Annotated in this window: 23 protein-coding genes; 17 read left to right on the plus strand and 6 right to left on the minus strand. The window is 67.4% G+C overall.

Features of this window, described 5'->3' with window-relative positions; translation table 11 throughout:
• The first annotated feature begins 2 nt into the window (after window positions 1–2).
• The 16 genes from ABZ863_RS08815 (at window position 3) to ABZ863_RS08890 (ending at window position 18,434) form a co-directional block, all read left to right on the plus strand.
• Window positions 3–1,028, plus strand: a complete 1,026-nt coding sequence (locus ABZ863_RS08815; protein WP_358533160.1) for a phosphotransferase family protein — start codon at window positions 3–5, stop codon at window positions 1,026–1,028.
• Window positions 1,028–2,257 (plus strand): acyl-CoA dehydrogenase family protein, encoded by a 1,230-nt coding sequence (locus ABZ863_RS08820; RefSeq protein WP_358532626.1) that lies wholly within the window; start codon window positions 1,028–1,030, stop codon window positions 2,255–2,257. The genes ABZ863_RS08815 and ABZ863_RS08820 overlap by 1 nt, the downstream gene beginning before the upstream one ends.
• Window positions 2,254–3,450, plus strand: coding sequence for an acyl-CoA dehydrogenase family protein (locus ABZ863_RS08825; protein ID WP_358532628.1), 1,197 nt, complete (start codon window positions 2,254–2,256; stop codon window positions 3,448–3,450). The genes ABZ863_RS08820 and ABZ863_RS08825 overlap by 4 nt, the downstream gene beginning before the upstream one ends.
• Window positions 3,447–4,553: an acyl-CoA dehydrogenase family protein gene (locus ABZ863_RS08830; RefSeq protein ID WP_358532630.1), complete on the plus strand. Its 1,107-nt coding sequence runs from the start codon at window positions 3,447–3,449 to the stop codon at window positions 4,551–4,553. The genes ABZ863_RS08825 and ABZ863_RS08830 overlap by 4 nt, the downstream gene beginning before the upstream one ends.
• Before the next feature lie 442 nt (window positions 4,554–4,995).
• Window positions 4,996–6,504 (plus strand): ABC transporter substrate-binding protein, encoded by a 1,509-nt coding sequence (locus ABZ863_RS08835; RefSeq protein ID WP_358532632.1) that lies wholly within the window; start codon window positions 4,996–4,998, stop codon window positions 6,502–6,504.
• 54 nt (window positions 6,505–6,558) lie between these two features.
• The gene (locus ABZ863_RS08840; RefSeq protein ID WP_358532635.1) at window positions 6,559–7,500 is read left to right on the plus strand and encodes an ABC transporter permease; all 942 of its coding nucleotides are present in this window, start codon (window positions 6,559–6,561) and stop codon (window positions 7,498–7,500) included.
• Window positions 7,497–9,305 carry a dipeptide/oligopeptide/nickel ABC transporter permease/ATP-binding protein gene (locus tag ABZ863_RS08845; RefSeq protein WP_358532638.1) on the plus strand — a complete coding sequence of 603 codons (1,809 nt, stop codon included), beginning with the start codon at window positions 7,497–7,499 and terminating at the stop codon, window positions 9,303–9,305. Before ABZ863_RS08840 ends, ABZ863_RS08845 begins: the two co-directional genes overlap by 4 nt.
• Window positions 9,302–10,129 carry an ATP-binding cassette domain-containing protein gene (locus ABZ863_RS08850; RefSeq protein ID WP_358532641.1) on the plus strand — a complete coding sequence of 276 codons (828 nt, stop codon included), beginning with the start codon at window positions 9,302–9,304 and terminating at the stop codon, window positions 10,127–10,129. The genes ABZ863_RS08845 and ABZ863_RS08850 overlap by 4 nt, the downstream gene beginning before the upstream one ends.
• A gap of 91 nt (window positions 10,130–10,220) precedes the next feature.
• Window positions 10,221–11,183, plus strand: a complete 963-nt coding sequence (locus ABZ863_RS08855) for a sugar phosphate isomerase/epimerase family protein (RefSeq protein ID WP_358532644.1) — start codon at window positions 10,221–10,223, stop codon at window positions 11,181–11,183.
• Window position 11,184: 1 nt separating this feature from the next.
• Complete coding sequence (locus ABZ863_RS08860; protein WP_358532647.1) at window positions 11,185–12,000, plus strand: sugar phosphate isomerase/epimerase; 816 nt, start codon at window positions 11,185–11,187, stop codon at window positions 11,998–12,000.
• A complete protein-coding gene (locus ABZ863_RS08865; protein ID WP_358532649.1) occupies window positions 11,997–12,722 on the plus strand; it encodes a GntR family transcriptional regulator in 726 nt (241 codons plus the stop codon). Before ABZ863_RS08860 ends, ABZ863_RS08865 begins: the two co-directional genes overlap by 4 nt.
• 117 nt (window positions 12,723–12,839) lie before the next feature.
• Window positions 12,840–13,922 (plus strand): hypothetical protein, encoded by a 1,083-nt coding sequence (locus tag ABZ863_RS08870; protein ID WP_358532652.1) that lies wholly within the window; start codon window positions 12,840–12,842, stop codon window positions 13,920–13,922.
• Window positions 13,923–13,985: 63 nt separating this feature from the next.
• Entirely contained in the window at window positions 13,986–14,915 is a 930-nt protein-coding gene (locus ABZ863_RS08875; protein ID WP_358532655.1) for an aldose 1-epimerase family protein, read from the plus strand.
• Between the two features lie 126 nt (window positions 14,916–15,041).
• The gene (locus ABZ863_RS08880; protein ID WP_358532657.1) at window positions 15,042–16,112 is read left to right on the plus strand and encodes an iron chelate uptake ABC transporter family permease subunit; all 1,071 of its coding nucleotides are present in this window, start codon (window positions 15,042–15,044) and stop codon (window positions 16,110–16,112) included.
• The gene (locus ABZ863_RS08885; protein ID WP_358532659.1) at window positions 16,109–17,209 is read left to right on the plus strand and encodes an iron chelate uptake ABC transporter family permease subunit; all 1,101 of its coding nucleotides are present in this window, start codon (window positions 16,109–16,111) and stop codon (window positions 17,207–17,209) included. Before ABZ863_RS08880 ends, ABZ863_RS08885 begins: the two co-directional genes overlap by 4 nt.
• Window positions 17,210–17,357: 148 nt before the next feature.
• On the plus strand, window positions 17,358–18,434 hold the full coding sequence (locus ABZ863_RS08890; protein WP_358532662.1) for an iron-siderophore ABC transporter substrate-binding protein: 1,077 nt from the start codon (window positions 17,358–17,360) through the stop codon (window positions 18,432–18,434).
• A gap of 127 nt (window positions 18,435–18,561) precedes the next feature.
• Here the strand turns inward: ABZ863_RS08890 and ABZ863_RS08895 are convergent, their stop codons facing one another.
• A complete protein-coding gene (locus tag ABZ863_RS08895; protein ID WP_358532665.1) occupies window positions 18,562–19,596 on the minus strand; it encodes an isocitrate/isopropylmalate dehydrogenase family protein in 1,035 nt (344 codons plus the stop codon).
• Between the two features lie 109 nt (window positions 19,597–19,705).
• Window positions 19,706–20,467, minus strand: coding sequence for a FadR/GntR family transcriptional regulator (locus ABZ863_RS08900; RefSeq protein ID WP_358532668.1), 762 nt, complete (start codon window positions 20,465–20,467; stop codon window positions 19,706–19,708).
• A gap of 166 nt (window positions 20,468–20,633) precedes the next feature.
• On the opposite strand from ABZ863_RS08900, the gene ABZ863_RS08905 reads away from it, so the two are divergent.
• Window positions 20,634–21,440 (plus strand): sugar phosphate isomerase/epimerase family protein, encoded by an 807-nt coding sequence (locus ABZ863_RS08905; protein ID WP_358532670.1) that lies wholly within the window; start codon window positions 20,634–20,636, stop codon window positions 21,438–21,440.
• Window positions 21,441–21,483: 43 nt separating this feature from the next.
• Here the strand turns inward: ABZ863_RS08905 and ABZ863_RS08910 are convergent, their stop codons facing one another.
• The 4 genes from ABZ863_RS08910 to ABZ863_RS08925 form a co-directional block, all read right to left on the minus strand.
• On the minus strand, window positions 21,484–23,064 hold the full coding sequence (locus ABZ863_RS08910) for a tripartite tricarboxylate transporter permease (RefSeq protein WP_358532673.1): 1,581 nt from the start codon (window positions 23,062–23,064) through the stop codon (window positions 21,484–21,486).
• Window positions 23,064–23,669, minus strand: a complete 606-nt coding sequence (locus ABZ863_RS08915; RefSeq protein WP_358532676.1) for a tripartite tricarboxylate transporter TctB family protein — start codon at window positions 23,667–23,669, stop codon at window positions 23,064–23,066. The genes ABZ863_RS08910 and ABZ863_RS08915 overlap by 1 nt, the downstream gene beginning before the upstream one ends.
• Complete coding sequence (locus ABZ863_RS08920; protein ID WP_358532679.1) at window positions 23,666–24,634, minus strand: tripartite tricarboxylate transporter substrate-binding protein; 969 nt, start codon at window positions 24,632–24,634, stop codon at window positions 23,666–23,668. Before ABZ863_RS08920 ends, ABZ863_RS08915 begins: the two co-directional genes overlap by 4 nt.
• A 361-nt stretch (window positions 24,635–24,995) precedes the next feature.
• Window positions 24,996–26,564: an arylsulfatase gene (locus ABZ863_RS08925; RefSeq protein ID WP_358532682.1), complete on the minus strand. Its 1,569-nt coding sequence runs from the start codon at window positions 26,562–26,564 to the stop codon at window positions 24,996–24,998.
• Window positions 26,565–26,684: the final 120 nt, after the last annotated feature.

Below are 26,684 nucleotides of genomic sequence, written 5' to 3' on the forward strand. Positions count from 1 at the left end.
CCATAACGGCGCGGGACCTCCCGGGGCTCGAGCTGGCCCGGCTCGGTGCTTGGCTGCAGGGCAACCTGCCCGGCGCCGGCAGCGACCTGTCGGCCGAACTGATCGCCGGCGGCAAGTCCAACCTCACCTACGAGGTGACCGACGGGGCCAGCACATGGATCGTCCGGCGTCCACCACTCGGGCACGTGCTCGCCACGGCGCATGACATGCGGCGTGAGTTCCGGGTGATGTCGGCATTGCAGGACACTCCCGTGCCGGTGCCCAGAACCTACGCGCTCTGCGAGGACGTCGACGTGCTGGGAGCACCGTTCTACCTCATGGAGCGGATCAACGGCCGCCCCTATCGCTCCGCCGCTGAGCTGGCCGAGCTCGGGCCCGAGCGCACATTGGTGATCTCCCAGGGACTCGTCGACACCCTCGCGGCCCTCCATCGAGTGGAGCCGGAGGCGGTCGGATTGGGAGACTTCGGCCGGCCGGAGGGGTTCCTCGGCCGGCAGGTAGGTCGCTGGAAGAAGCAGCTCGACGCCTCCAGCACCCGCGATCTTCCCGTGGCCGACGAGCTCTACGCGCGGCTGGCCGCCGACGTGCCCGTCGAGTCCGCCACCGGGATCGTGCACGGTGACTACCGGCTGGACAACGTGCTCGTGGACGACCGAGACCGGCTTGCCGCCGTCGTCGACTGGGAGATGGCAACCCTCGGCGATCCCCTCACCGACCTGGCGCTGATGCTCGTCTACGGCCGGCTCGGCGAGATGCTCGACGGCGAGACCGTCACGGATGCCGCCTCGGCGCCGGGCTTCCTCGACGAGCGCGAGATCATCGAGCGCTACGCCGACAACAGTGAGCGAGACCTGAGCGGGTTCGGCTTCTACCTGGGACTGGCCGCGTTCAAGCTCGCGGCCATCCTCGAGGGCATCAACTACCGCCATCTGCACGGCCAGACCGTCGGCCCCGGCTTCGACGCACTGGGCCAGACCATCCACCCGCTGCTCGAGCTGGGCCTCGATGCGCTGAAGGAGCAACGCTGATGGACTTCGCAACCGACGCCAGGACCGAGGAGCTGCGCGCCTCCCTTCTGGAGTTCATGGACAGCCATGTCTACCCGGCCGAACACGTCTTCCACGAGCAGCTCGGCCAGCTCGCCGACAAGTGGGCGTGGGACTCGGTGCCGGTGCTGGCCGAACTGCGCGCGGAAGCTCGTCGCCGAGGCCTGTGGAACCTCTTCCTCCCTGGCGAGCACGGCGCCGGCCTCACCAACCTGCAGTACGCTCCGCTGGCGGAGATCACCGGTCGCAGCGGTGACATCGCGCCGGCGGCGCTCAACTGCGCCGCCCCCGACACCGGCAACATGGAGGTGCTCTCCGAGTTCGGCGACGAGCAGCAGCGCAAGGAGTGGCTCGAGCCGCTCCTCGCTGGCGAGATCCGCTCCGCGTTCGCCATGACCGAGCCGGATGTCGCCTCGTCGGACGCGACGAACATCGCGACCCGGATCCAGCGTGACGGCGACGAGTACGTCCTCAACGGGCGCAAGTGGTGGATCACCGGCGCGATGAACCCCAACGCCCGGATCTTCATCGTGATGGGCAAGACCGACCCGTCCGCGGACCGGCACCGGCAGCAGTCGATGATCCTCGTGCCGAGGGACACCCCCGGACTGGAGATCCACCGCGGCATGGAGGTGATGGGGTACGACGACCACGAGCACGGTGGCCACGCCGAGCTGTCCTTCACCGATGTCCGGGTGCCCGTTGACAATCTGATCGGCGGCGAGGGCAACGGGTTCGCGATTGCCCAGGCGCGGCTCGGCCCGGGGCGGATTCACCACTGCATGCGCTCCATCGGCATCGCGGAGCGGGCCATCGAGCTCATGTGCGCCAGGGCCGAGGCTCGGGTCGCGTTCGGCAAGCCACTGTCGGAGCAGGGTGTCATCCGCGACTGGATCGCCGAGTCCCGGGTGAAGGTCGAGCAGCTGCGACTGCTCGTGTTGAAGGCCGCCTGGCTGATGGACACCGTCGGCAACAAGGGAGCGCACACCGAGATCCAGGCGATCAAGATCGCGACGCCGGCCACCGTTCAGTGGATCCTCGACAAGGCCATCCAGGTCCACGGCGCCGGCGGGCTGTCACAGGACTTCCCGCTGGCCGGCTTCTACGCGGGCATTCGCACGCTGCGGTTCGCCGACGGTCCGGACGAGGTGCACAAGAACTCCCTCGCCCGCGCCGAGCTGCGCCGCCAGTCGAAAGGTCGAGCACAATGAGCACGGCGACCACGAACGCCGCCGAGGCGCTGCGGGAGCGGGTGGCCGGGTTCCTGGCCCGTCACGACCCGGCGACGACAGCACGGCTGGACTTCCTCCGGGCCCGGTTCGACGCCGGCCTGGCGTGGGTCTTCTACCCGGAGGGGTATGGCGGGCTCGGGCTGTCGCAGTCGCTGCAGCCCGAGGTCGACCGGCTCTTCGAGGATGCGGGCGCACCCGACAACCGGCCGTGGACCAACGGCATCGGGCTCGGCATGGCCGCGCCGACGATCCTGACCTTCGGGACCACGGAGCAGAAGGACCGGTTCTTGCGGCCACTGTGGACCGGCGAGGAGATCTGGTGCCAGCTGTTCAGCGAGCCCGGCGCCGGCTCCGACCTGGCCAACGTCGCAACGCGAGCTGTGCGCGACGGCGACGAGTGGGTGGTCAACGGCCAGAAGGTGTGGACCTCCGTCGCGCACAATGCGCAGTTCGCGATCCTCCTCGCACGTACCGACCCCGACCGGCCGAAACATGCCGGGTTGACCTATTTCCTGTGCGACATGCGCGATCCGGGCGTGGAGGTCCGTCCGCTGCGCCAGATCACCGGCGAGGCCGAGTTCAACGAGGTCTTCCTCACCGACGTGCGCATCCCGGACACCCAGCGGCTGGGCGCCGAGGGCGGGGGATGGCGAGTCGCCAACGCCACCCTCAACAACGAGCGCGTCGCCATCGGAGGCAAGGGCGCGGCCCGGGAGTCGGGCATGATCGGGGTTGTCGCCCGCACCTGGCGGGAGCACCCGGAGCGTCGTACCGCCGAGCTGCACGACCGTCTACTCCGGCACTGGGTCGACGCCGAGGTCGCCCGGCTGACCGGCCGACGGCTCAGCCAGAAGCTGGCGCAGGGACAGCCCGGTCCCGAAGGAGCAGCGATGAAGCTCGTGTTCGCACGGCTCAGCCAGCAGCTCAGCGGCCTCGAGCTCGAACTGCTCGGCGAAGACGGCCTGCGGTACTCCGACTGGACCATGGTCCGCCCGGAGAAGGTCGACTTCACCGGCCGCGACGCCGGCTACCGCTACCTGCGCGCCAAGGGCAACTCGATCGAGGGCGGCACTTCCGAGATCCTGCGCAACATCGTGGCCGAGCGGGTGCTCGGGCTGCCCGCGGAGCCGCGCACCGACAAGAACCCGCCCTGGAAGGAGCTCGCCCGGTGACCGACCTCGACCTTCTCTACACCGACATCGAGGAGGACCTGCGCGCCAGCGTCCATGACCTGCTTACGGACCGGTGCGACCCGACGGCGGTGACCGCGCTCTACGACGGCGACCGAAGTCTGGTCGAGCCGCTCTGGAAGGCGCTGGCCGCCGACCTCGGCCTCGCCGGGCTGCTGGTGCCCGAGGAACTCGGCGGCGCCGGTGCTTCCGCCCGAGAAGCGGCGGTGGTGCTCGAGGAGCTCGGCCGTGCCGCCGCCCCGGTGCCGTTTCTGACCAGCGCAGTGATCGCCACGACTGCCCTGTTGGGTGTCGATACCGCCGCCGGTAGTGAGCTGCTGGCAGGCCTGGCGGCAGGTGAGCGAACGGCAAGCCTGGCCGTCTCACTGGCGACGGCGCCGTTCGGTCCGCTCCCCGCCGTCGAGGTCGACAGGCGGGGCCGGCTCACGGGAGCCATCGCCAGTGTGGCCGGCGCGCTCGATGCCGATGTGCTCCTCGTGCCGGCCTCCACCGCGGCCGGGGGCGGCCTCGGTCTCTTCGCGGTCGACGCCACGAACGCCCGGCTGGCTCCGGTTACCTCGCTGGACATGACACGACAGCTCTGCGACGTCTCGCTCGACGGCGTCGAAGGGGATCTGGTGGTCTCCGACGCCGAACCGGCCATACGCGGTGCGCTCGAGGCGGGGGCTGCGCTGCTGGCCTCCGAGCAGTTGGGCGTCGCCCGCTGGTGCCTGGAGGAGACGGTTGCCTACCTCAGGGAGCGTCGCCAGTTCGGCCGACCGGTCGGCGGTTTCCAAGCACTCAAGCACCGGCTGGCCGACCTCTACACGGGCGTCGAATCCGCCGCCGCAGCAGCGCGCTATGCCGCCGCCACGCTGGCCGCAGCCGATCCAGACCTCCCGGTTGCGACCAGTGTGGCGCAGGCCTTCTGCAGCGACCTCGCGGTGACCGCGGCCGAGGAAGCGGTACAGCTGCACGGCGGCATCGGAATGACCTGGGAGTATCCCGCGCACCTCTACCTCAAGCGGGCGAAGGCCGATCAGATCTCACTCGGCACCGCCGGCGCCCACCGGTCGAGGCTGGCAGCCCTCGTCGACCTCCCATGACTCGGGCGAATCGAACGATGACTATGCATGGGATTCGACTCCTCGTACCAGTACCGGACGGTCTTCGCGTCAGCGGTCAGGCCGCCCGTTGCTCGCGCCGCCATTGAGTTCTCAGTTTTCATCTGCGAGTTCGTGTCCAGGACCGAATATGCACGACACCTCCGGGACGGGTGGAACACCGGTAGGCCGCCCTACGGGTCGTCGACGTCGGTCGAAAATCTGAACCCCCTGTGTTCCGGGTGCCAACGATGACTGCTGACGGCGCCGAGCGGACGAATCTCGTGAGCCTCGGGAGGGTGGCGCTGCGATGCCCGGCGGCGGCTGGGCGTTGACGCAGCGGTTTTCCAGCCCTAATATCTGTGCACCCACAACTGGATCCACTTTGGTATCCAGTTAGCTTCAATCGCAGTGGCGAACCCGTGATTTGGACAAAGGAGTCGAAATGAGGGCAGCGCGTGCATTGCGTAGTGCAGCCGCGGTCGTCGTCGCGGTAATCCTGAGCGCGTGTGGAGGAGGGGCCGCGCCAGGCGGCTCTGCCACCGGCACGCTTCACATCTCGGTGGCAACGGCCCCGAACAGTTTCCAGGTGGGTGCGTGGGCGGGTGGGGACGCCGTGACGTATCTGTCCCTCTACGACACGATTTTCCTCCGCGACGCCGAGGGAGAACTCCAGCCCGCGATCGCCGATGCCTGGGAGTACTCGGAGGATCGGACGCAGCTCACGCTGGAGATCCGGCCGGGCATGACGTTTAGTGACGGGAGCCCGGTCGACGCCGCGGCGGTGGCCGCGTCACTCGAGTTCGCCCGCAGTGGTCCGGCGACGGCATCCAACCTCGACTCCGTGTCCTCGGTCGAGGCCGTCGGTGACGACCAGGTCGTGATCTCTCTGTCCGCGCCGGACGCGTCCCTCGAGCCGGCACTCGCTGGGGTCGTCGGCGTTGTCGGTGCCCCCGGCTCCCTCGACTCCGAGGAGTCCAAGTTGTCACCGGTGGCCTCGGGGGCATACGTGCTCGATGAGGCGGCGACCACTGCCGGATCCGTCTATGTGCTGAAGAAGAACCCGGACCACTGGAACGCCGATGCGTATCCTTTCGACACTGTCGAGGTGCGGGTCATCCCCGATCCCGCGGCGGTGCAGAACGCCATCCTCTCTGGCCAGCTCGACTTCGGAGCGATCACGCCGGACGCGGAGGCTCAGTTCAGCCCAGCGAAGTTCACGACGGGCACCTTCGCGCCGATCGGGTTGGGCGCGATCTGGATCGCGGACCGCGAGGGAACGGTGGTGCCGGCTCTCGCTGATGCGCGTGTGCGGCAGGCGATCAGCCTGGCATTCGACCGGGAACAGATCGGCGCGAACCTCGACCCGGGGCGGAACAACCCGACGAACCAGGTCTTCAACCCGAACGGGGATGTGTTCGACGAGGCCCCGCTCGCATCCTCCTACGATCCGGAACGTGCACGTGAACTGATGGCTGAGGCGGGGTACGCCGCTGGATTCGATGTGACGATGCCCAGTTCGGTGATCACGACCCAGTATGAGGCTGCGATCTCGTCGGCTCTGGGTGACATCGGTATCAACGTGACGTGGGAGGCCGTGCCCGTCCAGAACTACTACGCGCAGATCCTGGCGAAGAACTACGGCATGTTCATGGGCATCTACGGGTTCACCGGGTCCGACCCGCAGGACGTCAAGCGGATGACGTCGGGAATCTTCAACCCGTTCCGTCTCTCGTCGCCGGAGTTCCAGGATCTGATGCACGCTGTCGGCGCAGTCCCCGTCGAGGAGCAGCCGAGCGCACTCCAGACGGTGAACCAGTACTTCCTCGATCAGGTCTGGATCGCCCCGTTCACCTTTGTGACAGGCAAGTACGCCGCGTCGAACGCGATCGAGTACACCTCGCTCACCGGAACGGCGAACGGTGTCCGCCCGTTCGCGCCCGCCGGAGACTGACGACACCTGTGTGGCGCGCCCGCTCGGCGATGTCCACACAGGAAGGAGATACTCGTGTTCAGCTTCCTACTCCGGCGGCTTGGTGCTGGCGTCGTACTCGTCTTCATCGTGACCTTTCTGACGTTCGTGCTCACCTACGGCGCCGACATCCCGGTCGCGCGCAACATTCTCGGTCCCAGCGCAACTGAAGCCGACGTCGCGCTTCTCAACGAGCAGCTGGGCCTTGACCGGCCTGTGCTCGAGCAGTACTGGTCGTGGCTCACCAGCGCATTCGCGGGAGATCTCGGACGTTCGTACTTCACGAGCGAGCCCGTGGCCGCAGCGATGTCGAGCCGGCTGCCTGTGACCATGTCGGTGGTCATCGTGGCCTGCGTGCTGACGCTTGTCATCAGCTGCGCTCTCGGTGTGGCCTCGGCGGTCCGCGGGGGTGTGCTCGACTCGATTCTGCAAGGCATCTCGACGGTCGCGTATGTGTTCCCCGCGATCGTTCTCGGCATCATCATGGTGTACGTCTTCGCCATCACCCTGCAGTGGGTGCCCGCGATCGGCTACGTCTCGTTGGCCGATTCGCCGGGTCTGTGGCTCGCGTCGGTCGCGCTGCCTGCACTTGTGCTGGCCATCCATGGCATCGCGGCGCTGGCTTCGCAGATCCGAGGGTCGCTGATCGACGAGCTCAACAAGGAGTACGTACGGACCTTGCGCAGTCGAGGCTTCTCGGAGCGGTCGATTGTGCTCAAGCATGCACTGCGCAACGCGGCCAGCGCCGGGCTGACGGTCTTCTCGCTGCAGTTCATCACGTTGTTCGGTGCGTCCTTGTTCATCGAGAAGATCTTCGCTCTTCCCGGATACGGCACCTACACCTACAACTCCGTCGTCCAAGGCGACCTGCCGGCGATGATGGGCGTCACCCTCTTCAGCGTCCTGCTCGTCGTCGTCGTCAACCTTCTTGTTGACATCGCGAACGGCTGGGTCAACCCGAAAGCGAGGGTCGCATGACGATTCCGGGTCCCGACGTCATCTCCGCGCCGCAGGCCGAACGCCACCGGCGTCGTCACGGAGCGTTCCGGCGGCTGTTGCGTAAGCCGCTCGGGCTGAGTGCCCTGGTCGTCCTCGTGGGTGTTGTCGTCCTGGGTTTGCTCGAGCCGGTCCTGAGCACCCACGCCCCGATGTCGAGCGACCTCGCCTACACGAACGCCTCGCTGGGAACGCCGGGGTGGCCCCTGGGCGGGGACCAGTTCGGTCGCGATATCTGGGCGCGAGTGCTGGGCTCGATCAACGTGTCGGTGATCTCCGCGGTCATCGGTGCCGGGGTCGGGGTTGTCATCGGCACGGTCTTCGGGCTCATCGCCGGCTACGTCGGGCGGCGAACGGACGCGATCACCTCTTGGGTCTTCAATCTGCTGATCGCCTTTCCCTCGCTCGTGCTCGTGATCGTGCTGTACCCGGTCGTGGGCTCGTCGTACCAGGGGATGATGGCGATCTTCGGCCTGTTCCTGTCCACGGGGATCTTCCGTCTCGTGCGCAACCTCGTGATCACCGTTCGCAACGAGCTGTACGTGGACGCAGCACGGGTGTCGGGCCTGTCGAACCTGCGGATCGTCGGGCGACACGTGCTCTTCGCGGTGCGCGGGCCGATCATCATCGCCACCGCGTTCCTGGCGAGCTCAGCCATCGGCGTGCAGGCCGGTCTCGCCTTCCTCGGGTTCGGATCCACACAGATCCCGAGCTTCGGGGCGATGGTCAACGACGCGTTCCTCAACCTGTATCGAGACCCCGTCCAGTTGGTGTGGCCCGCAGGGTTTCTCGCGTTGTTGACGGGGTCGCTCGTGATCCTCGGCAACTCGTACCGGGATGTGCTCGCAGCACCGCAGGACACGGTAAGGTCCCGCCGCCGAACCCAAGAGGCCATTGTGACGCGAGACGTGCCGAACGAGGACGCCCAGCCGCCCATGGCGGGTGCGCTCCTGTCGGTGCGGGGCCTACGGGTGCGCTACCCACATGTCGACGGCTCCTTCAAGGAAGTGGTGAGGGGCGTATCGCTCGACGTGCAGTCCGGGGAGATGGTCGGGCTCGTGGGCGAGTCCGGTTCGGGCAAGACGCAGACCGCGTTCTCGATTCTCGGGCTGCTCCCCAAGGAAGGCCGGGTCGCGGCAGACGCTATGGAGCTCCTCGGCGAATCGCTACTCGACAAGGATGCGCGCGCGATGCGTGCAGTGCGGCGCCATCTCGTGTCCTACATTCCGCAGGAGCCGATGGCGAATCTCGACCCGGCCTTCACCGTCGGCAGTCAGCTGGTCGAAGGGCTCAGGGGGCGGATGTCGCGTCGCGAGGCCGTCGACGAAGTCAAGGGGCTGCTCGCGCGGGTGGGCATCCCTGACCCGGAGCGGACATTCCGCTCGTACCCCTATCAGATCTCAGGGGGCATGGCTCAGCGTGTGCTCATCGCCGGGGCGGTGGCCAGCAAGCCGAAGCTGCTCATCGCCGACGAGCCGACCACCGCCCTGGACGTGACGGTGCAGGCAGAGATCCTCGATCTGCTGCGCGATCTGCAGGAGGAGTCCGGAATGGGCGTGCTCCTGGTGACCCACAACTTCGGTGTGGTCGCCGACCTCTGCGATCGCGTGGCCGTCATGCGCAGCGGGGAAATCGTCGAGACGGGGGAGGTTCGGACAATTTTCCACCGCCCCTCGCACCCATACACCCAAGAACTCATCGGGTCGATCCTCGACGAAGAGTCCGTGCGAGAAGACGACATCGCCGAGCCACGTCCCGACATGGTCAGCACGAAGGAGCAACCGTGACCGCTCTCCTCCAGGTCCGAGACCTCCGGCTCCGGTATCCCTCACCTGGCCTTCGCCGTCACGGCCCGGAGATCCTCCGCGGGATATCCCTCGACATCGCCCCTGGTGAGACGCTGGGGCTGGTCGGCGAATCCGGGTCTGGGAAGACCACGATCGGGCGTGCCGTGCTGGGCCTCGCACAACCCACCGCGGGCGTCATCTCCTTCGACGGACGAGACATCACGCACCTGCGGGTGCGAGAACGCCGTGCATTCGCCCGCGACATCCAGGTTGTCTTCCAGGATCCCTACACCTCTCTCAACCCCAGTCTGCAGATCGAGACGACGCTCGCGGAGCCACTCATCGCGCAAGGACTGCCGGCACAGGAGGCCAGGCGGCGTGTGGCCGACCTTCTCGACCGAGTCGAGCTGCCCGCGGATGCGGCAGAACGCTACCCACGTGAGTTCAGCGGCGGGCAGAGGCAGAGAGTGGCGCTCGCCCGGGCACTCGCGCTGAGGCCACGGCTGATCGTCTGCGACGAGCCGGTATCCGCGCTCGACCTGACCACGCAGGCACGCGTACTCGATCTCATGATCGAACTACAGCGCAGCACGGGGGTGGCCTATCTGTTCATCACACACGATCTCGCCGTGGTGCGGCACATCAGCCACCGCACCGCCGTGATGTACCGCGGTGAGATCGTCGAGTCCGGCCCCACGCGTCAAGTCACGTCCAAGCCGACAGCGGACTACACACGGAAGCTGCTCCTCGCGGCGCCCACGGCAGATCCTGACCGGCAGCGCAAGCGCCGGGAGGAGCGGCTTCGCCTGCGTTCACCTGCCTGAGCGCGCTCCCACGGTATCCGGAGCCTTGCCAGCGCATGGAGCGGCTGGCTAGGGTAAATGTATCCCACAGTGGATCCAGAAGGGAATCCAGATGAAGCTGCGCCATTCGATCATGGTCGGCATCCTCGATCGCTACGCCGATCGCTTCACCGAGTACCAGCCGAGCGTCCCGCTCGAGACGCGCATGGCGCAGGCAAAGCAGATCCCGGGAGCGCAGGGAGTCGAACTCGTCTACCCTGCCGATCTCGGCGATATCGACCGCGCGAAGGCCATGCTCGACTCGACCGGCTTCCCGGTCTCGGCAGTCAACCTGAACATCAAGTCCGACCCGGTCTGGCGGAACGGATCGTTCACCAATCCCGACGCCGACGTGCGTGCGAAGGCCGTCTCGTGGCTGAAGAAGGCGATGGACCTGTCGGCCGACCTGGGCAGCGGCATGGTGACCGTATGCCCGCTCATGGACGGCTGGGACTACAGCTTCCAGGTCGACTACGTCGCCCAGTGGCGCTGGCTGATCGAGACGTTTTCGGAGGCGATGGCTCACCGCGACGATGTGCGGGTGAGCATCGAGTACAAGGCGCGTGAATCCCGCACTCAGATCTCAGTGCCCGACGTCGGCACCACCCTCCACCTCTGCGAGCGCGTCGGGAGTCCGAACCTCGGCGTTACGATGGATGTCGGACACGCGCTGCTGGCAGGGGAGACGCCCGCGATGAGCGCGGCCATGGCCCACGATGCCGGGCGCCTGTTCTATGTGCACTTCAACGACAACAACCGCGGCTGGGACTGGGATATCGTCCCCGGCGCAGTGAACGTCTGGGAGATGGTCGAGACGCTGTACTACCTCGACACCATGGGCTGGGAGGGCTGGCTCGCCTACGATGTGTTCACCAAGCACGGGGACCCAGCCGCGGCGTTCGCATCGACTCTGCGTGCCATGGAGTCGCTGCAGACGCTCCTCGACAAGATCGGACGGGACCGCATCCGCGACCTGATCGACAACGCCGAGCCTGCTGAGACCACCGCCCAGCTGCTGGCCGTCCTGGCGGACTGACATGCGCCTCGGACTCGGGAGCTATTCGTTCCGCTGGGCGTTGGGCACACCGTCGTTCACACCTCCGGAGCCGGCGTCGCTCGCCGACCTCGTGCGCGAGGCAGGAGAGCTGGGAGTCCAGGTGCTTCAGGTCGCCGACTCGCCAGAACTCGAAGCGGCGACTGCGCCGGAGCTGGCCCGTCTGCGCGAAGCCGCTGCGGGTGTCGGAGTGCACTGGCAGATCGGCTTCACGGGGGCGACACCCGAACGGCTGGAGCACTTCCTCGCTGCGGCCGTCGCGCTCGAGGCGGACGTCGCGCGAATCGTCATCCACGACAGCTCAGACACGTCACCGGAGATCAGCGCAATCGCCGACCACGCTCAGAGCTACGAGCAGGCCGGGGTCACACTCGGCATAGAGAACCACTTCTCAACGACGAGCCCCCGCCTCATCGAGGTGGTCGAGTCCATCGGCAGTCCGGCAGTCGGTGTGGTGCTGGACGTCGCGAACTCGATCATGTGCGGAGAATGGCCACATGAGACGATCGCCCTCCTCGCGCCGCACACGGTCTGCCTCCACCTGAAGGACTACCGCCTCGAGTCCGACGTCGATGGTGTAGGCGGCCATGTCGTGGGCACACCGCTCGGCACCGGCCTCACAGATCCCGACGCAGTGTTCGCAGCGCTGCGCGGGCTCGACCCCAGCCTCGCCGTGATCGTCGAGCAGTGGTCGCCGCGATGCGACAGTGTCGAGGCGACGCTGGAAGTCGAACGGCGGTGGCGACAGACCTCGGTAGCCACCGCGGCGGCCTGGTTACGGAAGGAGCGCGCCTCGTGAACTCAGAGAACGTCGATGGGGTTTCCGTAGCGGACCATGTGTACACCACCCTCCGCGACGCGATCCGGACTGGCAGGTATGCGCCCGGCGAACGGCTGACCAGCGTTCGCCTCGCCGAGGAACTCGGCGTCAGTCGCACACCCGTGCGAGCCGCGTTGACTCAGCTGAAGTCCGAAGGGCTCGTCGACTCTGCCGACGGACGCGCTGCCTACATCCCGACCCTCACCGTCGAAGCCGTCGAAGAGGCGTACGAGATCACCGGCGCGCTCGAGTCGATGCTCATCGAGCGCGTCGCGCGGACGGCGACGGACGAAGACCTCGGAGAACTCGCGGCGGCCGTCAGCACCATGGAGGAGGCGGCCCGCGCCGGCGATCAGGCAGCCTGGGCGGCGGCTGACGAGCGCTTCCACACGCTCGTACGCGAGATCGCTGGGCGCGACTTGGCGGCGTCGATGTTGGCCCGCGTGGACGCCGTCATCGACCGCGTCCGCTTCCTTACTCTCAACCTCCACCCGCAGGGAGCCGAGGTCTCGGCGCGAGAGCACCGCGACGTTCTCGACGCGATGATCGCGCGCGAACCGGAAACAGCCCAGCGACGGCACGAGCGGCATCTCCAGCGCGTGCGCGTGGAAACCGTGACCTTCCTGACCCAGAGCTTTCCCTCCTTCGGAGGCACTCCCTTCGCAGGACGTTCGTCACCCGGCACAGCCACCGTGCCGTAGTCGCGGACAAGGCGTCGTACGAGCGGTCGGGTCCACACGACCCGGCCGGAGTCCGGCGTGCCCACAACACCTGTCCGGATCAATCGCAGGTCACTCGGAAGAAAGGCGGGAAGTCAGATGACAACACGCGTCAGCATCGAAGGTGACAAGTTCCTGATCAACGGTGAGCCCACCTACGCCGGTCGTGAGTTCGAGGGAGTCCCCATCGAGGGGCAGCTGTTCAACACGCGAATGGTGCAGGCCATCTTCGACGACGCCAATCCCGAGACCGCGAAGCGATGGCTCTACCCCGACACGGGCGTCTGGGATCCGGAACGCAACGTTCGAGAATTCCTCGACGCACTCCCTCTCTACCGCAGCCACGGCATCACAGCCATCACGGTCAACCTCCAAGGAGGGATGCCGGTCTACAAGACTGAAAGGAACCAGCCCTGGGAGAACTCGGCCTTCACCCCCGAGGGCGAGCTCAAACCCGGCTACATGGAGCGGCTGCGGCGCGTCATCGATGCGTGCGACGAGCTCGGCATCGTCGTGATCGTGGGGTACTTCTACATAGCCCAGACCCGGCTCCTCGCCAACGAGGCGGCCGTTCTGCGCGCCACCGACAACGCGACCGAGTGGCTCTTGGCTACCGGTCGAGAGAACATCCTCGTCGAGATCGCCAACGAGATCGACATCCCGCTGTTCCACCACGACGTACTCACGCCCGCTCGTGTTCCGGAACTCATCGAGCGAGTTCAACAGATGTCCCTCGACGGCCGGCGACTGCTCGTTTCCGCGAGCGTGACGTGGCTGCCGTTCGCCGAAGCCGCAAACATCGAACTCAACCTCGACCCGGCCAGCTTCGAGATCAGGGCCGCGATGGCCGAAGCAAAGGTCGACGACGTCTTTCGGGCATCGGACTACATCCTCTTCCACACGAACATGCTCGACGCCCGGAACACGCAGGCCGTCATCGACCTCGTCAAGAGCCACCCCGCGGTCACCTCCCGTCTCCGTCCGCTCTGCATCAACGAGGACGGGACAGCGGTCACCAACCTCGATGCGGCCGCACGCAGCGGTATCGGTTGGGGGTACTACGACCAGGGACACAAGAACGACTACGTCGAGGGGTTCCAGTCGCCTCCGGTCAACTGGGGATTCTCAACCGAGGAGAAGCGTGCGTTCTTCGGCCGAGTGAAGGAAATCACGGGCGCCTAGGTGCGGCCGTCCTGTGTGTGCCCCGCGTAGGCCGGGGCACACACAGCACGGGGGAGATCAGCGATGAACGAACGCTCCTGGATGACAGGCAAACAGGTGCGGCTCCGCGCCGGCGACTACGCGGCAACGATCACGTCGCTTGGTGCGACGCTGCGCGAACTCACTCTTTGCGGCCGTCCGCTGATCCTCAGCTTCGACGCGGATGAACTGCCGTCGTCCGGGCACGGGCAGATACTCGCCCCTTGGCCCAACCGTCTCCGCGATGGCCGATGGACATGGCGAGGCATGCCCATGGCCTTACCCGTTGACGAACCGCACCGCGGAAACAGCGCAAACCACGGCCTCGTTCGATGGGCAGAATGGCACGTCGGGTACTGGGATGAGAGTGCCGCCGTCCTGAACCACCGTTTGGCACCACAACCTGGATATCCGTTCGCGCTCGAGTTCGACGTCGAATATGCCCTCCACGCACATCGGGGACTGAGCGTCCAACTCAGCGTCCGCAACACCGGAGCCACCGATGCACCAGTTGCGTTGGGGAGCCATCCCTATATTCGTCCTCTGGGAGGTGGGCCGGTTGACGACGCGGTCCTGACGGTTCCCGGTGACCGGCGGGTTCTTGTCGACGACTGGGGCACTCCCAACGCCACCGAACCGGTAGAGGGAACCGCGTTCGATTTCCGAACGCCGCGGCGCGTTGAGTCCGTGCAGATCAACAATGCTTTCACAGACCTCAGCCGGGATCCCGGCGGCCACGTTGTCGCGTCAGTCGCGGACGCCGACGGGACGGTCTCACTCAGGGCCGGAGAGGCCGCGCGGTGGCTGCAGGTCTACACGTCAGATGCGCTCGACGAGCCATCCCGACGGCGAGCGGTGGCGATCGAACCCATGACCGCTCCGCCCGGAGCACTCGCTTCCGGTGAAGGACTCCACCACCTGCGTGCCGGCGATCGCCTCGCGCTTACGTGGCACATCAGCGCGGCGTTCGGATAGCAAATCCGACCAAGTCACGGAACCATCCCATCGATCCGTGCACGACGCTACAGCGTCGTAGCCCTGGACGGTCGTGAGTTAGGATTGCCTAAACTAACTGGCCGGTGGTGAGGAGAAGGTAGCGCTGTGGAGACGCTGGGCGCGGACGAACGGTCCTCGGTGACCGCCTCCGTCGACCGCTCGGCGACCGATTTCGTGCGGGCGCGGCGTCACCGGGTCGCGGTTCTGCTGCTGGGTGTGCTTCTCCTGATCGGCGCCTGTGCGCTGAGCCTGGTTGTCGGGTCGAAGGAGATCCCGTGGCGGACTGTCTGGGAGGCGGTTGGGGGCGACGCCGGATCGCCGGATCACCTCATCGTCCAGGACATGCGGATACCGCGAACCCTCCTCGGCGTCGTCGTGGGGGTCGCTCTGGGGATTTCCGGTGCGCTGGTTCAGGCCATGACCCGCAACCCGCTGGCGGACACCGGGGTGCTCGGGGTCAACGCGGGGGCTGCTTTCTTCGTGGCCGTCGCCATCGGCGTGCTCGGCCTGAGCGGGATCTCCACCTATGTCTGGGCCGCTTTCCTGGGTGCTCTCCTCATCACGGCGCTGGTGTACGCTCTCGGCTCCGTCGGCAGAGGCGGGGGGACTCCGATCCGGCTGACCCTTGCCGGCGTAGCCGTCGGGGCGGCGCTGTCCGGCCTCACCTCCGGCCTGATGCTTCTGGACCCGGAAGCCTTCGATGCCATGCGCTCGTGGAATGCAGGATCGCTCGTGGGGCGTGATCTCGGCGTCACCGCATCCATCGTCCCGTTCGTACTCCTCGGTCTGGTGCTCGCCGCCGCCATCGCCGCGCCGCTGAACAGCATGGCGCTGGGAGATGATGTGGCCCGAGCGCAGGGGGTCAGCATTGGTCTCGTGCGCGTCATCGGGATCATCGCCGTCACCTTGCTGTGCGGCGCGGCCACCGCGGCGGCGGGCCCCATCGGATTCGTCGGCCTGATGATCCCCCACGTCGCCCGGTGGATCGCTGGTCCCGATCAGCGTTGGATCATGGTCTACACGCTCGTGGCCTCGCCGCTGCTCGTCCTGCTCTCCGATGTACTCGGCCGGCTGGTCGTGCGCCCGGGGGAGATGCCGGTGGGCATTGTCACGGCTTTCCTTGGGGCGCCTGTTCTGATCGTCATGGTGCGCCGGCGGAAGGCGAGCGGGCTATGAGCACCAGCACGCGAGTGGAACGGTGGCGACGGACCGCGGTGGGCGGGGGCATGCACTTCGGCCGGCCGGCCCGTGTCGTCCGCACCCCGCGGCAGCGCCTCTCGGGCGTGATCGATTTGCGCACCGCGATCGTGACCACTGTGCTGTTCTGCACGGCGGCCGTGCTCGCGCTCATCGCCTTGGGCGTCGGCGATTATCCGGTGCCCGTTCTTCGCGTCCTCGCGGTTCTCCTGGGGGATGGCGCGCCACGTGACTCGCTTGTGGTGCTCGAGTGGAGGATGCCGCGGGTCCTTCTCGCGCTCGTCCTCGGCGGGGCGCTCGGCGTCAGCGGGGCCATCTTCCAGGCGTTGACGCGAAACCCTCTCGGTAGTCCGGATGTCATCGGCTTCAACACCGGGGCCTACACGGGCGCGTTACTGGTGATCCTCGTCATCGGTGCCTCCGGGTTCGGCGCCACCGCCTCCGGAGCCTTCGTCGGTGGAGTCGTCACGGCCGCGGGGATCTACCTGCTTGCCTTCCGGCGTGGCGTGCAAGGGTTCCGGCTGATCATCGTGGGCATCGGAGTGAGTGCCGTGCTCTCCTCGGTGAACACCTGGCTGGTCCTGCGCGGCGATCTCCAGGATGCGATGTCCGCGTCCATGTGGGGGGCGGGGACCCTCAACGGCGCGACCTGGGCCCAGGCGCTGCCGGCGCTGATCGCGGCCGCGCTGTTGCTGCCGGCAGTGATCGGATCGGTCCGCCCCCTGCGCATGCTCGAGTTGGGGGACGACGCCGCGACAGCGCTCGGGGTGGGTACCGAGCGAAGTCGCCTCGCGCTCATCCTCCTTGGCGTGGCACTGACTGCCCTGGCCACGAGCACGGCGGGGCCGATCGCCTTCGTCGCTCTGGCGGCCCCGCAGCTCGCGCGCCGCCTGACCCGCGCCGCGGGGGCATCGCCCCTGTCAGCCATGGCCATGGGAAGCGTCCTGCTCGTGGGCAGCGATCTCGTCGCCCAGCGCGCTTTCGCCCCCATCCAGTTGCCGGTCGGCGTCGTGACGGCTTCGGTTGGCGGCGTCTATCTCGTCTGGTTACTGGTCCGGGAGGCGCGCCGTTCGTGACCGTTGCGTCCGCGGCGGCTCGGCTTGCTTCCGCAGGACTGGACCATTCAGCAGATCATCCGCCCATGGTCCTCAATGGACGATTCGGTCGTGGCGGCGGCGGCCCGACGAGATCCTCCGACCACCCTCTGAGAAAGGAAAAGACCCCATGGCTCCACCTATCACCACCCTGCGCAGAACGCTCTCCCTACTGTCCGGAGCGATCCTCATCGCGTTCCTGGCCGGCTGCGCCGCTGGAACGGAGCACGAGGAAGACCAGTCGGCAGCGGCGGACATTCGGGCGGTCTCAATCGAGCCGCATGGGGACGAGCTGGTCGGGGCGCCCGTCTCGATCAATGCGGAGGACTCCTGGGACGAAGTGGTCGGTCCCTATGCGGACTTCGGCACCTCCTTGGGCGCTGGCGAGTTTCCCCGTATCGTCCGTCACGCGCTCGGCGACACCGAGATCCCCGAGCAGCCGCGGCGGGTGGTCACCCTGGACAGCGGGGAGACCGAGGCGGTGCTCGCCCTCGACATCGTCCCGGTCGGGATCGCCGAGACGCCCAACCTGCCGGAGACCGTCGCGGATCTTCCCAAGGTCGGCTCGGTCGGCGAACCGAACCTCGAGGCGATCCTGGCCCTGGAACCCGATCTCATCCTCAGCAATGCGAGCAGGGACGAGGCGCTGTACGAGCAGCTGTCGGCCATCGCTCCGACGGTGATGGGCATCAAGACGGGGGCGCCCTGGCAGCAGAACACGGAGCTGTACGCGATGGCATTGGGGCGGGAGGAGACTGTCGCGGAGGTGAAGGAGACCTATGAGGCCCGCAGCGCGCAGGTCCGGCAGCTGCGCGGGGACGAGCGGCCCGAGGTGTCCTTTGTGCGCATCCGGACCGATGACCTGCGTCTGTACCAGCGTTCCAGCTTCCCCGGTACAGTCCTGGCCGGCGCCGGTCTACCACGTCCGGAGGAGTCGAACCTCGACACCAACAACATCGATCTCAGCCCCGAGCAGGTTGAGCGGATCGATGCGGACGTTCTCTTCGTCGCCGTTGACGACGACGTCGCCACCGAGGAGGTCGACGCCCTGCTCGACAGCGACCTGTGGCAGTCACTTGGTGCAGTCAGCGCAGGGAACGTGCACATTGTCGACGCCAGCGTCTGGTACGCCAGCAGCGGCTACGAGGGTGCGCATCAGATGCTGACCGACGTCGAGACCGCGCTCACCACTTACCAGCCCCGGTGAGACTCGAGCGACCAGTCGTCCAATCTCGATCGTTGGCGTGGCCGCAGCTGTGGGCGGGTGCGGCGGCACAGCCACATTTCAGCGCATGAAATGTCCACTTCAGACATAAATCGAAGAGCTGCTGGGTTCATTCCATCGCGTTGATCACGGCGTCGGTGAGCTGCTCGGTCGTCGCGTCGCCGCCCAGGTCCGGCGTGAGGGCGGTACGCGTCTCGATCACCGTGCGAACGGCCTCGCGCACGCGCGCCGCCTTCGCCGGATGGCCCGAGGTCGCGAGCAGTTCGGCGCCGGACAGGACGAGCGCGAGCGGGTTCGCGATCCCCTTGCCGGCGATGTCCGGCGCGGCGCCGTGAGACGCTTCGAAGACCGCGGCGGTCGGTCCGATGTTCGCGCCTGGCGCGAGTCCCAGCGAGCCGACGAGGCCCGCTGCGAGGTCGGAGAAGATGTCGCCGTACTGGTTCGCGGCGACCACCACGTCGAAGCGGCGGGGATCGCGCACGACGGCGTAGCAGGCGGCATCGATCATCATGTCGTCGGACTCGATGTCCGGGTACTCATCCGCGACCTCGCGGAAGCAGCGGAGGAAGAGGCCGTCGGTGTAGTTGAGGACGTTCGCCTTGTGCAGGCAGGACACGCGACGGCGGCCACGCTCGCGCGCGTACTCGAACGAGTACCGTGCGACGCGCACCGCCGCCTCGCGTGTCGTCAGCTTGATGGCCTCCGCCGCGTGTTCACCGATCCGGTGTTCGAGGCCGATGTACACGTCCTCGGTGATCTCGCGCATCACCACGATGTCGAGCTCGGCGAATGGGCCCGACACGTCGCGGAACCCTCGGATCGGCCGTGGGTTGACGAAGAGGCCCAGCTCTCGCCGGATGGCGTTGTTCAGGGAAGGGTAGGTCGCCTCGGACCCGTCGGGCTGCACGCACGTGATGCGGCCCTGCATCTTGTTCACGATCAGCGGCGCCTTGATGACGCGCTTCGCCTCGCGCAGTCGGCGGACGACTTCGGGGGCGAGGGGGTGGCCGTACTGGGTGACGGCCTCGTCGGCGATCGGGATGTCCTCCCACTTGATGTCGAGTCCGGTTGCGTCCAGGACCCGTTGGGTGGCTGCGGTGATCTCCGGGCCGATTCCGTTGCCCTTGAGCACTCCGATGTGCATTCGACGCTCCCTGCCAAAAGGTTGACAGGTTGCAGTATATATTCCGCTCATGCGGCATGTCGAGCGGGCTGGTCGACGACATCGGCGTTCGTACGCCGCCGGGGGGCGATCAGATCGCTGCGGTGTCGCCCTGGGATCGATCGGCCGTCGTGTGGCTCGAGCCGCCGTCCTGGGCGAGGAGCCGTGTGGCGACTTTGTTCATGTGAAGGCGCATCGCTGCGTCGGCCAGGTCGCCGTCTCGCGCCAGGATCGCCTTGAAGATGTCCTCGTGCTCGCTGTACTTCACGACGTTGTCGCTCGCACGTGCGGTCTGGTTACGGCGGATCGCCGCGTCGAGGAGGTTGCGCAGCTGGTAGAGCAGGCCGGCGAGCGTGCGGCTGTGCGCGGCCTCGGCGATGGCCAGATGGAAGGCCACGTCGTGAGCGGCCCATCTCGCCTCGTCCTCGAAGGAACTTTCGAGGCCTGCGAGCTCTGTCCGCATTGCCTCCAGGTCCTCGTCTGTGCGCCGCTCCGCGGCGAGTCGCGCGAGGGCGACCTCGATGGTCCGTCGCGCCTCCATGAGCGCCTGAGTCCCCTGGTCGTCGAGCAGCAGGCCCCATTCGAGCACATCCGGCAGCAGGCTCGATGACGAGCCCCTCAGATATGTGCCGTCGCCCTGCCGGATTTCCAGGAGGCCGAGCAGGCTGAGGGACTTGAGCGACTCGCGCACGGCCGAGCGTCCCACGCCGAAGACCTCGCACAGCTCTCGCTCGCTCGGCAGCTTGTCGCCGACCTTGACCCGGCCGGAGCGCAGGAGGTATTCCACGAGCTGCCGGGTCACTTCGAGCGCGGGATGGGAATGGGTGACCCGTTCGACCCGCCTCAGTTCCACGCCCGCTTCTCTCCTCGCCACGCGGAAAACCGCCTTCCTGCTTCTTCTTCGGCTATCCACACAGAGTATGCCGCTCCGCGTCGGTTCCGGCGGGGAGGCGGACGCGCCAACGACCGGTTACGATATTAATCAACCTGTCAACCAATTTTGGAGTCCGGAGGTGCCGATGAAGTGGTCCTACCCGTACGCAGGCGCGGACGTTCCCGGAACGGTGATGGCTTTGCGCGGGACACCGTATGAGGCGTTGTCCTACCTTGGTTCTCTCTCGTTCGATGCCATCGAACTGCTCGTGCGCGATCCCCGGGAGCTCGATCGGGGCGCACTGGATGGTGCGCTGGCGGCTACGACGATGACGGTGTCGGCGATCGGCACGGGGCCGATGGGAATGGTGGACGGGCTGACCCTCACAGCGGCGGACGCCGACGTCCGGGCCGAGACCGTTCGGCGGCTCGTCGCCTCCGTCGAACTGGCCGCCGCCTGGGGGGCGCAGGTGATCGTCGGCAAGCTGCGCGGTGCGGTCTCCGGTCATCCCGATGCGCTGTCGTGGCAGCGTGACGGCATCCTCCGCATCCTCGAACAGGCGGACGCTCTGGGCGTGCTGGTGACCTTCGAACCTCAGAGCGTCCCCCATGTCGACAACCTCACGACGACGGCTGAGGCGGTCGAGTTCGTTCGCGGTCTGGGCGGGAACGCGCGGGTCATGATCGACACGTATCACTCGGACATCTCGGATGAGCGTCCACTCGAGGCCTACGGCATCGCCGGCGTCCTGCTGTCGCATGTGCACCTGTCCGACGATGAGCGCAAGACGCCGGGTGCGGGCCGGATCGCCCTCGGGGAGCACCTGGCCGCCATAGAGGCGGCCGGGTACCCCTTCTCGCTCTCCTTCGAGTTCACGCAGTCGCCCGACGCGCGCACGGCCGCGGCCGACGCGATCTCTCACATGCGCTCGCTGGTCTCGTCGCGAGGCTGATCTCGTGTTCGGTGCGCGACCGACCCGCGCACCGAACTCGACATCAGCGCGCTGTGTCGCGGGTTCCGATGTGATCGTCGGCGTCCTCCCGTTGCGCCGTGGGCACCGCCCGGGCAAGTCGCCGCGCCTTCGCTCGAGCCCGCAGCGAGACGACCGTGATCACGATGGCGCCGAGCACCAGGCCTCCGTAGAGCGTGATGGTGAGCGGGCTGCTGACGAAGAACGTCCAGTCTCCCGCCGCGACGCTGATCGAACGCCTCAGTTCCGTCTCCGCGAGCGGGCCGAGGATCACGCCGATCAGGACCGGCGCCAACGGCATGTCGAAGCGGCGCAGCAGCAGGCCGAGCAGGCCGAGCGCCAGGAGGATCGCGAGGTCCAGCACGGACCCGCTGATGGAGTAGACGCCGAGGCAGGCCAGCGTGCCGATGCCGGCGAAGAGATACGGGCTGGGCACCTTCAACAGTCGTGCCCAGAGACCTGCGAACGGCAGATTGAGCGCGAGCAGGACGAACAGGCCGATGAACAGGCTCGCCAGCAGCGTCCAGACGAGCTCGGAGCTGCGCTCGAACAGCAGGGGCCCCGGCTGCATGCCGTACTGGCGGAACGCGGCGAGCATCACCGCCGCTGTGGTGGACGTCGGCAGCCCGATCGCCAGGAGAGTGCCGATGGCGCTGCCCGCGGTCGCGTTCGCTGACGCTTCCGGGCCCGCAACGCCCCGGATCGAGCCGCGCCCACCGAAGTCCGGATCCTTGCGGCGCTTCGCGAGGGTCTTCTCCAGGGAGTAGGAGAGGAACGTCGGAACCTCGGCGCCGCCCGCGGGGATCGCGCCGAACGGCACGCCGAGTGCCGATCCGCGCAGCCACGCCGGCAGTGCCTGGAAGAACTCCTGGCGGTTCAGCCACGGGCGTCCGGCCGCGATCACCTGTTCGTTCCTCGCCTGCGAGCGGATGCGTGACGCGCGGAAGAACAGCTCGCCAACCGCCAGCACGCCCACGGTGACGACGACGATGGAGATCCCGTCGAACAGATGCGTGATTCCCATCGTGAAGCGGGAGGTGCCGCTGACATCGTCGATTCCGATGACGGCGATGAACAAGCCAATGGCGAGCGATGCGATGCCCTTGACGAACGAGTCCGCGACGACCCAGGAGATCGCGCAGAACGCGAAGAGGGCCAATGCGAAGTACTCTGCCGGTCCGAAGAGCGAGGCCATCTCCACGATCATCGGAGAGGCGACCACGACGAGGGTCGTCGCGATGAGGCCGCCGGTGAAGGCGCCGGTGGCCGACGCCGCGAGGGCCTTCGCCGCCCGCCCGTCCCTGGCCATGCGGTGGCCTTCCAGAGAGCCGGCGATCGCGGCGGCGTTTCCGGGGGTGTTCAGGAGGATGCCCGTGATGGAGTCGCCGAACAGGCCTCCGTAATACACTCCGGCGAACATGATGAGCGCGCCGGTGGGGTCGAGGGTGAACGTGACCGGGAGCAGCAGCGCGACGGCCATGGACGAGCCGAGGCCCGGCAGCACGCCTACGGCCGTCCCGAGTACGGCACCGACGAGGAGCAGGAGCAGGTTGACGGGTGTGAAGGCGCCTGTGAAGCCCTCCAGAAGGTGACTGAGCTGGTCCATCAGAAGATCCCTCCGAGGATGCCGGCCGGGAGAGGGAGGCCCAAGCCGATCGAGAACGCGATCTGAGCGAGTGCGGAGAACACGAGGGCGATGGCGAGCGTCGCCCCCGGTTTCTTCGCTCCCAGCGCGGTGCAGAGGACCCAGTACAGGCCCGTGGCGCTGAGTAGCCAGCCCAGCGGCTCGAGGACCAGCATGAACCCGACAAGCGCGGCGACGACGATTCCGAGCGTGCGCCAGTCTGTACGAGGCGTCGTGTCAGGCGTCTTCGCCGGCGTCGCGTCCGCGGCCTGCGGCGCCTCTGCGAGGTCCGCGTCCGCCGCCGCGGCGGCACGCAGCTGACGCACGACGCGCACCACGATCCCGACCGCTGTCGCGTACAGCAGGGCGGCGATGATCGAGGGGAAGAACCGTGGACCGGGGTGATCGTCGCCGACCACGTCCATGGTCGCCGTCCCGGCGGCGGTGAAGGTCGCCAGCGCGAGCAGCACGGCCGCGACGGTGAACTCGGCCCATTCGCGGCGCGGCCGGAATCGCTTGCGGATGCCCATCTCCCTCTGCGTGCGGGAGGTGCCGGTGGGCAGGGTGGGGTGCTGGCCGCTCTTCATCGGACCTCTTCCAGCAGGGTGCCAGTGCGGGTGATCTCACCGTCGATGAACTCGTCGAGCTCATCCCCGGTGCGGACGAACTCGTTCCACTGCTGACGGGCCACGACCTCCGTCCATTCAGGACTCGTCAGAACTTCCTCGAGCATGTCGACCAGCACTGCGTGCTCGTCGTCGGAGATGCCCGGCGGCGCCGCGAAACCGCGCCAGTTCGTCATGACGATGTCGATGCCCTGTTCTGCGAACGTGGGCAGGTCGACGCCGTCGATACGCTCAGGAGCCGTCATGCCGATGCCCGTCACACGCCCGGCGTCGAGCTGATCGGAGATCTCGCCGTAGCCCGAGACGCCGGCGGCGACGGTCCCCGACAGCAGGGCGGCGAGCACTTCGCCCCCGCCCGAATAGGCGATGTAGTTGACATCGGCGGGATCGATGCCGATCGCCTGGCCGAGGGCGAGCGCGGAGATGTGGTCCATGTTGCCGAGTGCGCCCCCGCCGATCGCGTGCTCCTCGGGGGCGGCGGCCCAGGCCTCGAGAAACTCCTCGGTGGTTGAGTACGGAGAGTTCTCGGGGAGGACGAACACGGGGTAGTCGGTAGTCGCGCTGATGATGGGGCGGATGTCGTCGAGCGTCGTCGAGCTCCGGGTCACCTCGACCCCGCCGATCATTGCCGAACCCAGCGTCAGCACGACGTTGTCCCGGCCGCTCATCTCCACCAGGGTCTTCAGGCCGACCGTGCCTGACGCGCCCGGGATGTTGACCACCTGGACGTTGCCGGAAATACCGTTTGTCCGGAGCAGCTGTTGCGTCTCGCGTGCGAGGGAGTCGTATCCGCTGCCCGCGGAGCCTGGGACCAAGATCGTGAGGTTCGTCGTCGGCCCGCCCACCGCGCTCCCTCGGGTGGCGTCCCATGCTGCGACCGGTACAGCGAGCGCAATCGCGGCGCTGAGCGCGATCGCCCTTCTCATCGACTTCATCGTCGGCCCCTTGGTGGTTCGGCATCGTTGTCGGGTTGGCGCACGCAGTCTCGTGAGGACGGACGGGTGCGCCGACCACCGCGCGCCAGCATGGCAGACCACTTATCAACCCGTCAACCATTCGGTCCGCAGGTAGAGTTTGAACCGTTCCAGCCGACAACGTCCTGCCGCCCCGCAACCCAGGCATCCCACACTGGGACTCTCTCAGCGCCGGCGAGCGATAGATCTACGCACGCCTGATGGAGGTGTTCGCGGGAATGCTCGACCACGGGGCCCGAGTCTGACCGCCGCCGGGTTCACCGTCGACGGTCAACGCATGATCACCGTCCACACGCGCCGCAATCCGGGCGGTTCACGTCTCGGAGGCGATGATTTGCTCACGTCCGCGCGCACGGTAGTCGGCCAGCAGATCCTCCCACGCGAGGACGCCGCACTCAGCGGCCCACGCCTCCCAGACTCGCTCGAGTTCCGCGACGAGCGCCGGACGTTCGGCAGACAGATCGTGACGCTCAGCGCGGTCCGCCGAGAGATCGTAGAGCTCCCACGGACGTCCGGCCTCCCGCACGAGCTTCCACTCGCCGCGCCTGACAGCCGCGTTGCCCACATGCTCCCAGCAGAGAGTGCGCTGCCTCGGCGCATCGCCGCGCCACACCGGCAGCAGATCGGCACCCGGAAGATCCGCCGCCTCCGCGCCGACCGCGCTCAGGATCGTGGGCACGATGTCGACGATGTGGGCCGGAGCGGTGATCGCGCCACTCGCGGAAAGGCCGCCGGCCGGCCAGGCGGAGATCAGCGGCGAGGAGATGCCTCCCTCGTGCACCCAGCGCTTGTAGAGCCGGAACGGCGTGTTCGACAGGTGCGCCCACGACCGACCGTAGCTGGTGTATCCCGCCTCCGGTCCCGGCTTGATCGAACGATCGTCGCCGACGCGGACGGGCCTCCCGTCTCTGGTCGTCCGTGGGCAGATGTCTGGCGAAAAGGCCCAGCGCACGTCGGAGGACGGCAGTCTCTCGGCACATGCGCCGTTGTCCGAGCTGAAGACGATGAGCGTGTCCTCGGCGATGCCGAGATCCTCCAGACGACCGACGATCTCGCCGATGCCCCGGTCCATCGCCTCTACCTGGGCGGCGTAGGTTGCCATGCGCTCCGCCTCCCATTCGTGCTCGGGCACGTCCTCCCATGAGGGAACCCGCTCGTCGCGTTCAGGCAGGCGGTCTGTGCTGGCGATGCCGAGGTCCTGCTGGCGCCGCAGGCGCTGTTCACGCAGGCGATCCCAGCCCGCCGCGAAGCGCTCTCGATACTTCGCGATGTCCGCCTCGCGAGCATGCAGCGGCCAGTGCGGTGCGGTGTACGCGAGGTAGAGGAACCAGGAGTCGCCCGCGCCGCTCGACCTCTCGATGAAATCGCAGGCGCGCCGAGTGAGATCGTCGGTGAAGTAGTAGTCGCCCGACGTGGCGGACCTGGGAAGTCGCTCCTCGCCATCCACGAGCGGAGGCTGGTAGTAGCTGCTGCACCCCGGGAGGATGCCGTAGAACTCGTCGAAGCCGCGGCGGGTGGGCCAGGTCTCGTTCGGTGTATGGACGTCGGACGAAAGGTGCCACTTCCCAACCAGCGCGGTCGCGTACCCCTCCGCCTTCAGCCTCTCGGCCAGGGTCGGCGCCTCGAGGGCGAGCGATCCCGGGTATCCGCGTGGTCGGTCGTCGTCCGTCAGCACTCCGATGCCGACCGAATGCGGGTGTCGTCCCGTGAGGAGGCTCGCGCGCGATGGGCTGCATCGCGGCGTGACGTAGAACGATGTCATCCGCACTCCGCTGCCGGCCAGGCGGTCGAGGTTCGGCGTGTCGATCTCGCCGCCGAACGCCCCGATATCGGAGTAGCCCAGGTCGTCGGCCAGGATCACGAGGACGTTCGGTCGGGTCACGAGAGGATCTCCTTCTCATCGAGTAGGGCCAGCAGCGGCGGTCCGGGGCGGGGAGAGAGACCACCGAGAGTTAGGACGTCCGCCGCCTCGATGTGATGGCTGGGTGATAGGGCCTCGATC

Source organism: Saccharomonospora sp. NPDC046836 (assembly GCF_040645195.1).
GTDB lineage: Bacteria > Actinomycetota > Actinomycetes > Mycobacteriales > Pseudonocardiaceae > Prauserella_A.